General features: G+C 71.0%; 11 protein-coding genes. 6 read left to right on the top strand and 5 right to left on the bottom strand.

Annotation, left to right across the window (positions count from 1 at the left end):
• From AXW62_RS33035 to AXW62_RS33015, 5 genes are all read left to right on the top strand, one after another.
• On the top strand, window positions 1–558 hold a 558-nt coding region (locus AXW62_RS33035; RefSeq protein WP_060947715.1), incomplete at its 5' end, for a prepilin peptidase.
• A gap of 295 nt (window positions 559–853) precedes the next feature.
• Window positions 854–1,615 carry an isoprenyl transferase gene (locus AXW62_RS33030; protein WP_030822420.1) on the top strand — a complete coding sequence of 254 codons (762 nt, stop codon included), beginning with the start codon at window positions 854–856 and terminating at the stop codon, window positions 1,613–1,615.
• Between the two features lie 396 nt (window positions 1,616–2,011).
• Window positions 2,012–3,349 carry an RNA 5'-3' helicase PhoH2 gene (gene phoH2, locus AXW62_RS33025; RefSeq protein WP_030822423.1) on the top strand — a complete coding sequence of 446 codons (1,338 nt, stop codon included), beginning with the start codon at window positions 2,012–2,014 and terminating at the stop codon, window positions 3,347–3,349.
• Between the two features lie 440 nt (window positions 3,350–3,789).
• Window positions 3,790–4,506: an aggregation-promoting factor C-terminal-like domain-containing protein gene (locus AXW62_RS33020; protein WP_060947714.1), complete on the top strand. Its 717-nt coding sequence runs from the start codon at window positions 3,790–3,792 to the stop codon at window positions 4,504–4,506.
• 146 nt (window positions 4,507–4,652) lie between these two features.
• The gene (locus tag AXW62_RS33015; RefSeq protein WP_060947713.1) at window positions 4,653–6,194 is read left to right on the top strand and encodes an AI-2E family transporter; all 1,542 of its coding nucleotides are present in this window, start codon (window positions 4,653–4,655) and stop codon (window positions 6,192–6,194) included.
• 257 nt (window positions 6,195–6,451) lie between these two features.
• On the opposite strand, the gene AXW62_RS33010 is transcribed toward AXW62_RS33015, so the two are convergent.
• The 3 genes from AXW62_RS33010 to AXW62_RS33000 form a co-directional block, all read right to left on the bottom strand.
• A complete protein-coding gene (locus AXW62_RS33010; protein WP_060947712.1) occupies window positions 6,452–7,612 on the bottom strand; it encodes a serine hydrolase domain-containing protein in 1,161 nt (386 codons plus the stop codon).
• 196 nt (window positions 7,613–7,808) lie between these two features.
• Window positions 7,809–8,348 carry an alkyl hydroperoxide reductase gene (locus AXW62_RS33005; RefSeq protein ID WP_060947711.1) on the bottom strand — a complete coding sequence of 180 codons (540 nt, stop codon included), beginning with the start codon at window positions 8,346–8,348 and terminating at the stop codon, window positions 7,809–7,811.
• Between the two features lie 11 nt (window positions 8,349–8,359).
• On the bottom strand, window positions 8,360–8,914 hold the full coding sequence (locus AXW62_RS33000) for a peroxiredoxin (RefSeq protein WP_030822438.1): 555 nt from the start codon (window positions 8,912–8,914) through the stop codon (window positions 8,360–8,362).
• A 136-nt stretch (window positions 8,915–9,050) separates the two neighbouring features.
• On the opposite strand from AXW62_RS33000, the gene AXW62_RS32995 reads away from it, so the two are divergent.
• Window positions 9,051–10,010, top strand: a complete 960-nt coding sequence (locus tag AXW62_RS32995; RefSeq protein ID WP_079115911.1) for a LysR substrate-binding domain-containing protein — start codon at window positions 9,051–9,053, stop codon at window positions 10,008–10,010.
• A gap of 17 nt (window positions 10,011–10,027) precedes the next feature.
• Here the strand turns inward: AXW62_RS32995 and AXW62_RS32990 are convergent, their stop codons facing one another.
• A complete protein-coding gene (locus AXW62_RS32990; RefSeq protein ID WP_060947709.1) occupies window positions 10,028–10,633 on the bottom strand; it encodes a Uma2 family endonuclease in 606 nt (201 codons plus the stop codon).
• 171 nt (window positions 10,634–10,804) lie between these two features.
• A partial coding sequence (locus tag AXW62_RS32985; RefSeq protein WP_060947708.1) for an ABC transporter permease occupies window positions 10,805–13,238 on the bottom strand: 2,434 nt, incomplete at its 5' end.

Here is a 13,238-nt window from a genome sequence, read left to right as displayed (position 1 = left end):
GGCGAGCGGGACTACGGAGTGGGCCCGGTGCCCGCCGCGGCGCTCACCGCGCTGGTGTGCGCGGGCCTGGCGGCGGCCGTCGGAGCGCGCCCGGAGCTGGCGGTGTGGCTGCTGCTGGTGCCGCTGGGGGTGCTGCTCACGGCCGTGGACCTGGCGGTCAACCGGCTGCCGGACGTCCTCACCCTGCCGATGGCGGGCGGGGCCGCGGTGCTGCTCGGCGCGGCGGCGCTGCTGCCGCACAGCGCCGGGTCCTGGCCGCGCGCCCTGCTGGGCGGCGCGGTGCTGGGCGGCGGGTATCTGGTGCTGTTCCTGATCAGCCCGAGCGGAATGGGCTTCGGCGACGTCAAGCTGGCGCTGACGCTGGGGGTCGCCCTCGGCTGGTACGGCTGGGGCGTGCTCTTCGTGGGCGCCTTCGCCGGGCTGCTGCTGGGCTGCTGCTGGGGCGCGGTCCTGGTGCTGACCCGGCGGGCCGGGCGCGGGACCGCGATGGCGTTCGGTCCGTTCATGATCCTCGGGGCGGGCGCCGGTCTGGTGCTGGGGGCGCTCGGGGCCGGATGACACCGGCGCGGAAAATGTCCGCCCCGCCGATGCATGGACATCCGCTCACGAAGGGTTATGGTGGAAGCCCCCCTCGGGCCGGTCCGTACTCCCCCCCCACGGACCGGCCCGCTCTTTTGCGGGTCTCTGGGCCCGAGCGAACGGTACGTAGCCCGCACGGCCGGATACGGAGCGTGACGGGGCGGGGTCGTTCGGCCGCCCCGGTTCGCCAGCTTTCCCGCCCGGCAGTAGTGTGTCGGCCTTGGGGCGGACTGCCATGGTGAGCCATGCGAAGCACACTGAGGGGCTGGAAGACGTGAAGTTGCGCGACCTGGTGTACGGGCTCTACGCACGCCGGGTGGAAGGCCGCCTCGACCGCGCCCAGGCGCCCAAGCACATCGGCGTCATCCTCGACGGCAACCGCCGCTGGGCCCGTGCGGCCGGTGGCACCACCGAGCAGGGACACAAGGCGGGCGCCAGCAAGATCCAGGAGTTGCTCGGCTGGTGCAACGAGACGGACGTCGAGGTCGTCACGCTCTGGCTGCTGTCCACCGACAATCTGGACCGCCCCGAGGAGGAGCTGGTACCGCTCCTGAGCATCATCGAGGGCGCGGTCCGCGACCTGGCCGCCGACGGCCGCTGGCGGGTGCACCACGTCGGCAACCGCGACCTGCTGCCCTCCCGGACCCAGACGGTCCTGAAGGAGGCCGAGCGGGACACCGAGCACATCAACGGAATACTCGTCAATGTCGCCGTCGGCTACGGCGGGCGGCAGGAGATCGCCGACGCGGTGCGGTCGCTGCTGCTGGACCACTCCACCAAGGGCACCTCCTTCGAGGAGCTGGCCGAGATCGTCGACATCGACCTCATCTCCGAACACCTGTACACCCGTGGCCAGCCCGACCCGGACCTGGTGATCCGCACCAGCGGCGAGCAGCGGCTCTCCGGCTTCATGCTGTGGCAGAGCGCCCATTCGGAGTACTACTTCTGCGAAGTTTTCTGGCCCGCCTTCCGCAAGGTGGACTTCCTCCGCGCACTGCGGGACTACGCCGCCCGTCACCGCAGGTACGGCAACTAGTTCCGGTCGTCCGCACCGCAGTTCACCGGCCCGGGGCCGGACGCCGCCCGGCGTCCGGCCCCGGAGTCGTGCAGCACGCCGGACGCACAACGTTCATGTGCGTGCCGTCATATGCCGTTGCATGCCCCCGCACGTTCGAGGGAATATCCCTTCCAGGTCGACGCCCTGTCCCACCTGTCCAGTGGGTGTCGAACTGCCAGCGGACGGCATCGGGCCGTTCGTCCGGGAGGCCCTTTGCACACGGACGACTGTGCGGATCGTGCGTATGACGCGGAGGGCCGGCGCTCGGCCCTCCCGGTAGGGCCTGAGCCCGGTCCGTTCCCCGTCTACGGCGGGGATACCTCACTCCCGCGACGCCGTCGCACCCCGACCTCTCCCGAGGGGGTTCGTCCACCCGTGGTGACCAGCAAGAAACGCCGCGAGCACGACCGGCGCACCTATGTCCTCGACACCAGCGTCCTGCTGGCCGATCCAGGGGCCATGGCCCGCTTCGACGAGCACGAAGTCGTGCTGCCGGTCGTGGTGGTCACGGAGCTGGAGGCCAAGCGGCACCATCCGGAGCTGGGGTACTTCGCACGGCAGGCGCTGCGCCTGCTGGACGAGTACCGCATCCGTTACGGCCGTCTGGACGCCCCGATCCCGATCGGCGATCTGGGCGGCACTCTGCGTGTCGAGCTCAACCACTCCGACCCGGGCGTCCTGCCCGCCGCCTTCCTGAACCACGGCGGCAGGGTGGGGGACAACGACTCGCGGATCCTCGCGGTCGCCAGGAACCTGCAGGCCGAGGGGTATGACGTCACCGTCGTATCGAAGGACCTGCCGCTGCGCATCAAGGCGTCCTCGGTGGGGCTGCTCGCCGAGGAGTACCGCGCGGAGCTGGCGATCACCGACTCCGGGTGGACCGGGATGGCCGAGCTCGCCGTCTCGGCCGAACAGGTGGACGACCTGTTCGCCGCCGAGACCGCGTACCTCCCCGAGGCGGCCGAACTGCCCGTGCACACCGGTCTGGTGCTGCAGTCCGAGCGCGGCAAGGCGCTGGGCCGGGTCACCCCGGACGGGCAGGTGCGGCTGGTGCGGGGCGACCGGGAGGCGTTCGGGATACACGGGCGCAGCGCGGAGCAGCGCATCGCGCTGGACCTGTTGCTCGACCCGGAGGTCGGCATCATCTCGATGGGCGGCCGGGCCGGTACGGGCAAGTCGGCCCTGGCGCTGTGCGCGGGGCTCGAGGCCGTGCTGGAGCGGCGTCAGCACCGCAAGGTGATGATCTTCCGGCCGCTGTACGCGGTGGGCGGCCAGGAGCTGGGCTATCTGCCCGGCACCGAGGCCGAGAAGATGAGCCCCTGGGCCCAGGCGGTCTTCGACACCCTGTCCGCGGTGACCAGCTCGGAGGTGATCGAGGAGGTCGTGGGGCGCGGCATGCTGGAAGTGCTGCCGCTGACCCACATCCGCGGCCGTTCGCTCCATGACGCCTTCGTCATCGTGGACGAGGCCCAGTCGCTCGAACGCAATGTGCTGCTGACCGTTCTGTCCCGGATCGGCGCCAACTCCCGGGTGGTGCTCACCCACGATGTGGCGCAGCGGGACAACCTCCGCGTCGGGCGGTACGACGGTGTGGTGGCGGTCGTGGAGAAGCTGAAGGGGCATCCGCTGTTCGCGCATGTCACCCTGACCCGCTCCGAGCGTTCGCCGATCGCGGCGCTGGTGACCGAAATGCTGGAGGACAGCCACATCTGATCCGGTTCTGAGCCGACTGGGTCATATGCGACCACAGGGCGCCGCGCGGAAAGACCAATGAGCTTAGCCGCGCGGCGCCTTGGTGCGCCGGGATTTCCGGAATTCCTAGGGTGTAAACGGGGTGTGAGCTTTCACACCTGGCGGGGAATTGCCTCCAGGGCTCGGCTTCGGGCAGTGTGTGGGTCCTGTCAGGCCCCGCATACGGCACACCGGTACCCCCAGCGGTACCGAACCTCCGCAGTACCAGAATTGAACAGAGTTCGCCGTATGCCGCCCGAGCACCTCGAGGATCTCCCGCGGGAGATCCCACCGGGCCCGTGCCTCCCGTGACCAGCCGACCCCGCCGAGCGACACCGGGGACGGAACAAGGGGAGGCCAGCGCCAGGGGCACGATTGCGCCCGCGAGGTCACCTAAGCGGGCGATGCTGGAAGGAAACCGAGTGAGCCGGATTTCGGTCCGGGGATTCGCAGTGGCCTCGGCCACCGCGGTCACCACTGTGGGCGCCGTCGTCGGCGTCGCCGCGGGCGGACAGCAGAGCTCGTCCGACCCGATCGAGGCGACCGCCGCCGACTCGACGCTCCTCGCGGACATACCCGCCGGGCAGCAGGCCGTGGCCCAGACCGCATCCCTGACGCAGCAGGCGGACGTCCAGTCCACCGCGGCCGACGCGGAGGCGCGGAAGTCCGCCGAGGAAGCGGCCCGCAAGCAGGCGGCCAAGGACGCGAAGGCCAAGAAGGCCGCCGCGGACAAGGCAGCCGCCGAGAAGCTGGCCAAGGAGCGGGAAGAGAAGGCCAAGAAGAAGCAGGAGATCGCGAGCCGTTCGGCCACGCGTGACGCCGGCGACTTCCCCCAGCAGGCCTCGTACACCGTCGCCGAGGTCCAGGCGATGGCGCGGCAGATCGTGCCGAGCGGCCAGTTCCAGTGCTTCAGCAACATCGTGCAGCACGAGAGCACCTGGAACTACAGGGCGACCAACCCCTCGTCGGGGGCCTACGGTCTGGTGCAGGCGCTGCCGGCCGGCAAGATGGCCTCGGCGGGCGCCGACTGGCAGACCAACCCGGCGACCCAGATCAAGTGGGGCGTCAACTACATGAACGAGCGCTACGGCAGCCCGTGTGACGCCTGGGCGTTCTGGCAGGCCAACGGCCACTACTGAGCGGATCGTGCCCGGCCCACCCGGCAGCGGCACGCGATCGCGGACTTCGTGAAACCCCCGGCCCACCCGGCCGGGGGTTTCGCGCATCTTCAGCAGGTAACGTCTCCTTGACGGCCGAGGGGGAAACCGGGGGTAGGAAACGAGAGATGTCGAAATTGCCGCAGTGGGTCGGCAGGCTGGGAACCGGACTGACCCGGCTCGCCCACCGGCTCGAATCCCAACAGGCCGACATGCTGGGGCCCGACGGCGAGGGCGCTGACGCCGCCCGGGGGCCCGGACCGTCCGAGGACCACCCGCACGGGGGGCACCCGTCCGGCGGTACGCCAGGAGCAGGAGCAGGAGCAGGAGCAGGAGCAGGAGCAGGAGCGGACGACGGCGCCGGTGCCGCCCGGGGCGGTACCGAGGGTCCGGAGGGCGCCAAGAGCACCGAGGGCTCCGGGGACGCGGCCGGGGAAGGCGCCGCCGCCCGGCCCGAGCCGCCCAGCGTGCCCGCCCCGCCCGCCTACGCCCCCGCCGTCTCCGCCAGGCCCGATCCGGTGGACGCCGTGCCGTGGGGGGTCCGGGTGGCCGCCGAGGCGGGCTGGCGGCTGCTGGTGCTCGGCGGCACGGTCTGGGTGCTGATGAAGGTCATCAGCTCCGTCCAGCTGGTGGTGCTGTCCTTCACCGTCGCCCTCCTCATCACCGCGCTGCTGGAGCCCACCGTGACCCGGCTGCGCCGGCGCGGGGTGCCGCGCGGGCTGGCCACCGCGATCACCTTCATCTCCGGCTTCGTCATCATGGGCCTGGTCGTGTGGTTCGTGGTCTGGCAGGTCATGGAGAACGTCGACGAGGTCTCGGGCGAGGTCCAGGCCGGTATCGACGATCTGCGGCGCTGGCTGCTGCACAGCCCGTTCCATGTGACCGAGAAGCAGATCAACCACGTCGCCAAGAGCCTGCGCGAGGCGATCGGCGCCAACACCGAGCAGATCACCTCGGCGGGGCTGGAGGGCGTCACGGTCGTCGTCGAGGTGATGACCGGCATCCTGCTGTCGATGTTCTGCACGCTCTTCCTGCTGTACGACGGCCAGAAGATCTGGAACTGGAGCCTCAAGCTCGTCCCCGCCCCGGCCCGCGCCGGCGTGGCGGGCGCGGGCCCGCGGGCCTGGGCGACGCTGACCGCCTATGTGCGCGGCACGGTGATCGTGGCGCTGATCGACGCGATCTTCATCGGCGTGGGGCTGTTCTTCCTCGACGTCCCGATGGCCGTGCCGCTCGCCGTCTTCATCTTCCTCTTCGCCTTCATCCCGCTGGTGGGCGCGGTGGTCTCCGGCGCGCTCGCGGTGGTCGTGGCGCTGGTCACCCAGGGGGTGTTCACCGGGGCGATGGTGGTGGTCGTGGTGTTGGCCGTACAGCAGATCGAGGGCCATGTGCTGCAGCCCTTCATCCTCGGCCGGGCGGTGCGGGTCCATCCGCTGGCCGTGGTGCTCTCGGTCGCCGCCGGGTCGCTGATCGGCGGCATCGGCGGTGCGGTGGTGGCCGTTCCGCTGGTGGCGGTCGCCAATACGGTCGTCGGCTATCTGCGCGCCTACAGCCAGGAGACCGCGCTGCGCGCCGTCCCCGGCCCGCACGGCGCCACCGCCTCGGCCACGGCCCCCGTCCCGCCACCCGTCGTCCCGCCGGGCCCGCCGCCCGGGGAGGGCGGCGGATGAGGCGTACGGACACCGAGCACACCGGGTCGGTCACCGATGGTGGCCGACCCGGTGCGCGTCGGGGGCGGTGGGCGTGTGGCCGGGGCGATGCGCCCCGTTCGCCGTGGCCGAGGCCGCGCCGGGCCGTACGCACACGGGGGGCGGGCACCGGGCTCACCGGCGCGGCTGACCCCTGCGGCCCGGCGTGTGGTGTCGCCGCTCGATCCGGCCGGCGCCGGTCCTCCCGGACCGACTGGCGTCACGGCCGGCCGGGTCGGTCACGCCGGGGTCCGCTCCTCGCACAGGGCCGTGTCCAGCAGGGTGAACATCTGCGCATGCGGGGCGTTCACCTGGAACAGCGCGTTCGTCACGACGGACGCGTGGCGGCCGTCGTCGGTGACCAGGGTGTAGGTCATATAGCCCGGCACGCCCCCGTCGTGTCCCCACGCCACGCCGCCGCAGGACAGCTTGACGGACCTGATGAGGCCGAGGCCGTAGCCCGCCCCCGCGTCGCCCACGGGCCGCACGTCGCGCATCTCGGCCAGGCTCTCGGACGAGAGGAGCTTGCCGGCCGTCAGCGCCTGGTAGAAGGCGGTCAGGTCCTCCAACGTCGAGATCATCGCTCCGGCGCTGCTGTAGAGCGACGGGTCGTAGGAGACGGCGGGGAACCAGAGGTAGAAGGAGCCCACCCGGACACCGTGGTAGCCGTTGACGGCCGGGGCGGGCAGGGCGCGGTCACCCGGCGCGGGGAAGACGGTGTCGGCCAGACCGAGCGGCTCGATGACGCGCTCGGTGACGGCCCGGTGCACCGGCTTCCCCGTCACCTTCTCGATGAGCATGCCGAGGACCCAGTAGTTGGTGTTGGAGTAGGTGAAGCCGGAGCCGGGGGCGGAGGCCGTGCCGCGGCTGAGCCCGTGCTGCACCAGTTCGGCCAGGTCGTAGGTGCCGTCGGGGTTGGCGTCGGGCATTTCGATGCCTGGTGAGGGGGAGTACGCCGCGATGCCACTGGTGTGCTGGAGCAGCTGGCGCACCGTGATGCGGGTGCCGTCGTAGCCGTTTCCGGTGACGACGCCGGGCAGGTAGTCCTCGATCGGCGCGTCGAGGGAGACGCGGCCCTCCTCGACCAGTTGCAGCACCACCGTGGCGGTGAAGGTCTTGGTCTGGCTGCCGATGCGGAAGTGCTCGTCCGACTGGATGGGCTGGTTGGTGTTGATGGTTCCGGTGCCGGCGGACAGCGTCCAGGAGCCGCCGCCGTCTCCGGCGTGGACGGCTGCCCCGGGGCCCGCGCTCCCCTGGAAGGTCTTCAACGCCGCGAGCGTGGCGGCGTGATCGTCCTCGCCGGTGGTCGCGTGTGCCGTTCCGCCCGGCAGCGTCAGTGCCATCGCGCACACCGCGCCTAACAGGACGGACAGCCTTCCCTTGCCCCACGTGATCGTCATGATCTTCGCTCCCCCATGAGTGCGGCTCTGCGTGCTCGTCCGGCTGTGGCCGCCGGACGCCCCGGCATTGTCTCGTCGGAGTCCGACGAGCGACAGACCACGGGGGCTCCGCTCCGGGAGCGCGAACGCCGAAGGGCGCCCCACCGACCGGTGGGGCGCCCTTCGGTTCGTCGCGTGGTCCGTGCGACCGGGCGCGTCAGGCGTTCGCGGCCAGGATGCCCTCGGCGTCCAGGGTGGCGCCGACCGCCTGGAGCACCGCGGCGATCTTGAACGCTTCCTGGATCGTCTCGCGGTCCACGCCCGCCTTGCGGAGCACCTGCTCATGCGAGTCGAGGCACATGCCGCAGCCGTTGATCGCGGACACGGCCAGCGACCACAGCTCGAAGTCGGTCTTGTCCACGCCCGGGTTGCCGATGACGTTCATCCGCAGCCCGGCGCGCAGGTTGCCGTACTCCGGGTCGGACAGCAGGTGCCGGGTCCGGTAGTAGACGTTGTTCATCGCCATGATGGCGGCCGCCGACTTCGCGGCGGTGTACGCCTCGGGCGACAGGTTGGCCTTGGCCTCCGGCTCCAGCTCGCTGAGCACCCGCGCCGAGCGCGAGGCGATCGCGCAGGCCAGCACGGTGCCCCACAGCTGCTGCTGCGGAAGCTCGGAGTTGCCGATCACCGAACCGAGGTTCAGCCTCAGGTCCTTGGCGTAGTCCGGCAGGGCGGACTTCAGCTCGTCGAGTGCCATGGTGAATCAGCTCACTCGCCGGCGAGGAGGGCCACCGGGTCCAGCGTGTCCTCGCCCTTGTTCCAGTTGCAGGGGCACAGCTCGTCGGTCTGCAGGGCGTCCAGCACCCGCAGGACCTCCTTGGGGTTACGGCCCACGGAGCCGGCGGTCACCATGGTGAACTGGATCTCGTTGTTCTGGTCCACGATGAACACGGCGCGCTGCGCGAAGCCGTCCTCGCCCTCGATGCCCAGGGCACGCATCAGCTCGTGCTTGGAGTCGGCCATCATCGGGAAGGGCAGGTCACGCAGGTCGGCGTGGTCCTTGCGCCAGGCGTGGTGGACGAACTCGGAGTCGCCGGAGAAGCCCAGGATCTGGGCGTCACGGTCGGCGAACTCGTCGTTCAGCTTGCCGAAGGCCGCGATCTCGGTCGGGCACACGAACGTAAAGTCCTTGGGCCACGCGAAGATGATCTTCCACTTGCCCTCGTAGGTCTTGTGGTTGATCTGCTCGAACTCCTTGCCGCTCTCCAGCGACACGCAGGCGGTCAGGTCGAACTCGGGGAACTTGTCACCGACAGTGAGCACGCGCACTCCTTGCAGCTTGCGTAGGAAAACCCCGTGGTCCGGGTTTTCCTGGGGTTGGACGCTCCCTACCTTGGCACAGAGTGCATTGATCAGTGAAATAGCTAAACTCGGTGGTGTTGATTGGAGGTGGCTATCAGTGGGCGCATCAGCCACACCGGTGGGGAAGCCACGGCAGCCCAGCCTTCCCCAGCTCAGGGCCTTCGTCGCGGTCGCGGAGCATCTGCACTTCCGCGATGCCGCGGCCGCCATCGGGATGAGCCAGCCCGCGCTCTCGGGCTCCGTCGCCGCGCTCGAGGAGACACTCGGTGTCCAACTGCTCGAGCGTACGACGCGCAAGGTGCTGCTCAGCCCGGCGGGGGAGCGGCTCGCGGTCCGGGCACGCACCGTACTGGAGGCGGTCGGGGAGCTGCTGGAGGAGGCCGAGGCGGCGCGGGCGCCCTTCACCGGCGTCCTGCGGCTCGGGGTGATCCCCACCGTGGCGCCGTATCTGCTGCCGACCGTGCTGCGGCTGGTGCACGACCGCTACCCCCGGCTCGACCTCCAGGTGCACGAGGAGCAGACCGCCTCGCTGCTGGACGGGCTGGCCCACGGCCGCCTCGATCTGCTGCTGCTCGCGGTGCCGCTCGGCGCGCCCGGGGTGGTCGAGCTGCCGCTGTTCGACGAGGACTTCGTCCTGGTCACCCCGCAGGACCACTGGCTGGGCGGACGCGACGACATCCCCCGCGAGGCGCTCAAGGAGCTGGATCTGCTGCTGCTGGACGAGGGCCACTGCCTGCGCGACCAGGCCCTGGACATCTGCCGTGAGGCGGGCCGCTCCGAGGGTGCCCCGGTGACCACCAGCGCCGCCGGGCTCTCCACCCTGGTGCAGCTGGTCGCGGGCGGTCTCGGGGTGACGCTGCTGCCGCGCACCGCGCTGCGGGTGGAGACCGGGCGCAACGACCGTCTGGCCACCGGCGACTTCGCCGATCCGGCGCCTGCCCGGCGAATAGCCCTGGCCATGCGGGCGGGCGCGGCGCGTGCGGGGGAGTTCGAGGAGCTGGCGGAGGCGCTGCGGGAGGCGCTGCGTCCGCTGCCGGTGCGGGTCGCCCGGGAGTGAGCGTCAGGGGGTGAGCGTCAGAGGCGCCCGGTGGTGAGGATCGCCGCCACGTCCAGGGTGACCTCGGCGCCGATCGACTCCGGGAGCGTGATGTGCTCACCCGGGGCATGGATGCGGTGGGTGTCGTATCCGCCCTCGACGGGGTCGGTCAGCACATGCACCCGCCCGTGCTTGCGGTTGACGATCACATACACCGGAATCTTGGCCTCGGCGTATGCGGTGACCTTGTTCCGCAGATCGTTGTTGAAGTTGCCGGACGTCACCTCCAGCACCAGCCGGAAGGACATGGGGTCGTAGCAGTTGTTCTCGATCAGGTGCTCGTGGATGTCGGCGTCGACCACCGCCAGGTCCGGGATGGCGTAGTCCTCGGGGCCGGTCGGCAGCCACAGGCCGATCCCCTGGATGATTCTGCTCTCCTTGCCGTGCAGCCCCGCTCCGATCAAGGGCATCATGATTTCGGTAAGCGCCATCCCGTGCGGCGCGTCCGGCGGTGGGGCCACGGTGATTACTCCCCCGATGATCTCGACTCGGCAGCCCGGGTGCTGCTCCATGAGCTGGTTGGCGTGCTCGAGCAGAGTCAGCGGCTCGGGGCGGTGCGGCCCCTCGACTGCGGCAGCAGACATGGCTGGTCTCCCGGTGGTTGGTGTCGAGAACATCATCGTAGGCCGGGCACCATGCGTATGTCCCGTCTGTCGGGATTCACCCGGACGGGTGGCATAACCGCCGAGAACAGGCGCCAGGGGGCCGTTCCCGCAGGTGGGAACGGCCCCCGGGGAGGGATGTGAGCCGTACGGCTACTCCGTCCGCAGGCCCTCCGGCCGCATCATCCGCCACAGCGGCGGCAGGCTGACGAGGGTCACCAGCAGGATGACGCCGCCGCCGATACCGGCCATGGCGCCGAGCCCGGCCCAGTCCACGGCCAGTGGCTGGCCGACCATCTTCAGCAGCATCACGCCCAGCGCCAGCCCGCCCGCGAGCGACAGCGCCAGGCCCAGCACCACCGGGACCGCGGTCTGCCACAGAACGGACCAGCTGAGCGTGGTGCGTCGGGTGCCGAAGGCGACCAGGACGGACAGCAGCCGCTTGCGCTCGCGCAGCTGCTCCAGGGTGGTCACGATCATGCTGGCCCCGATGAGCAGCAGCGTCGCGGTCGCGCCGATGAACAGTCCGCGGCGGATGGCGGTGAACTCGTCCGACTGCGAGGTGCTGGAGAGCTGCATCACACCCAGCGACGGGGAGAACTCCACGCTGGTGTTGCGCACGTACTCGGCCGCGTCCGGCACCTTCGGGTCCAGCCGGATCATGGCCGTCGCCTTCGGGCCTGCCAGGGTGGCGATGTCGAAGGCGCCGGGGGTGGCGAAGACGCCGTTGCGCACCGATCCCGTCGGGTCCGTCCGGGGCTTCACCACCGTGGCGGACCGGGGGATCGTCCACAGCTTCTTGTGGTCCAGGTCCGGCATGCCCTCGTCGTCGTAGGCGAGGTTGACCTGGGCGCCCGGACGGGCGAAGTTGTCGCCGGGCTCGCCGAAGTCGGGCTGGACGAGGAAGACATCGCCGTCCTCGCAGCGGGTGAGGCGGATCACCTCGCGCAGCGAGGGGCAGTCGGCGACGGTGAAGGCGTTCTCCGAGACCACCGACGGATCCGCCTTGTCGGCGTGCGTGGCGGAGACGTAGTCCTCGGTGATCCCGAGCACACTGCGCACGCCCTTGGTCGCGCGGTACCGCTCGAAGGCGTCGCGGGCCTGGGCGCCGTCGGCCACCGGGACGTTCACCATCAGCTGGGCGCGACGGGGGTCCTGGCCGGTCGACTTGGTGTTCTCGGACTCCACGCTGGCGAAGAGCATCTGGAGCGCGAGGGCACCGGCGACGGCGATCGTGATGCCGCTGACCGCACGTGCCGCGGTGCCGCTGCTGAGCTGGAGCCGGCGGGTGGCGAGCTGCCAGGGCACCGAGCCCTTGCCGCCGAATCGTTCCACCACGGCCTCGACGAGCCAGGGCAGCAGCGCGGTGGTGCCGATGAGGAGCAGGACGGCGCCGGCCGCGGCCTGGTACGCCTGCCTGTCGTTGCCTCCGAAGTGGCCCACGAGCGGCAGCAGCAGTCCGATGCCCAGCAGTGGCAGCAGCAGCCGCCACCACAGGCGCCGCCGCTTGGGGGCGGCGTTCCGCACGACCCCCAGCGGCTCGATGGCGATACCGCGCAGGGCGACCAGGGTGACGACGACGGCGAGGGCGGGCACGGCCACCGCGACCGCCAGGGCGAGCGGGAGGGACGGCCGGATGTCGGAGCTGAAGAAGCTGATGTCCCACAGCGTGAGACCGCCGATCACCTCCCGCGCCAGCAGGAACAGCCCGGTGCCCACGGTGAGCCCGAGCAGGGCACCGAAGAGCGACTCACCGGAGGCGATCCGGCGGGTCATGTGGATGTCGGCGCCCACCAGCCGCAGCGCGGCCAGCCTCCGGTCGCGCCGCTCGCCGCCGAAGCGGGCGGCGGTGGCGACGAAGATGAGCACCGGCAGCAGCATCACCACACAGCCCACGATGATCAGCAGCAGCAGGGCGGGGCTCAAGGGATCGCTCCCGCCGTCGCTGTTGCCCCAGTGGTCGATGTGGTACGTGGCACCGACCCGCTCGAGCGTCTTCTGGCTGACGCCCGCGTAGTAGAAGAACTCGGCCGGGCCGGACAGCCCGCTTTTGCCGATCACCCCGGCGGTGCGGTACGGGAAGCGCTCCCGGAGCAGCTTCCCCTCGTCGGAGTCGAGCAGCTCCTTCAGCGCGGGCGAGACCCACATCTCACCGGGGGCCGGGAACCGGTCGACACCCGGCGGCGCGGGCAGGGCGCGGTCGTTGCCGCCTTCGGGGGCCAGGACGTAGCCGCCGATATCCCGGCCGCGGTAGGTGGTCTGGGCTTCGCCGACGCCGATCGTGCCGGGGCCGTGCTTCGGTGCGTCGCCGAAGTTGTAGACGGAGCGGGCGTCGGTCCGCTCGCCGCGCAGCGTGTGCGCGGTGGGGATGGCGGCGGCGAGCAGCAGCAGCGCCACGCCGAGGCCGACGCCCACCGCCGTCATGACCGTCCTGGTCCAGCTCTCCCGCCCGCCGTTGACCGCGAAGCGCGCGCCCAGGGCGAGGTCGGCGGCCCACCGGGCGATACCGGCCCGGGGGCCCGGCCCGGGGGCGGGCGCGGGCGGGGGCGGTACGGCCGTCAGGGTGGACGTCCCGGTGCCGGGGCCG

It is taken from the genome of Streptomyces hygroscopicus subsp. hygroscopicus (assembly GCF_001553455.1).
Lineage (GTDB): Bacteria > Actinomycetota > Actinomycetes > Streptomycetales > Streptomycetaceae > Streptomyces > Streptomyces hygroscopicus.
The sequence above is the reverse complement of the archived record's forward strand: the minus strand, read 5'-3'. Positions and strand labels throughout refer to the sequence as shown.

What these genes read in the sequence shown, in the direction of transcription:
- AXW62_RS33015 (WP_060947713.1), top strand. Translation starts at nt 4,653, where the DNA reads ATGTCGAAATTGCCGCAGTGGGTCGGCAGGCTGGGAACCGGACTGACC.
- AXW62_RS33010 (WP_060947712.1), bottom strand. Translation starts at nt 7,612, where the DNA reads ATGACGATCACGTGGGGCAAGGGAAGGCTGTCCGTCCTGTTAGGCGCG.
- AXW62_RS32990 (WP_060947709.1), bottom strand. Translation starts at nt 10,633, where the DNA reads ATGTCTGCTGCCGCAGTCGAGGGGCCGCACCGCCCCGAGCCGCTGACT.
- AXW62_RS33005 (WP_060947711.1), bottom strand. Translation starts at nt 8,348, where the DNA reads ATGGCACTCGACGAGCTGAAGTCCGCCCTGCCGGACTACGCCAAGGAC.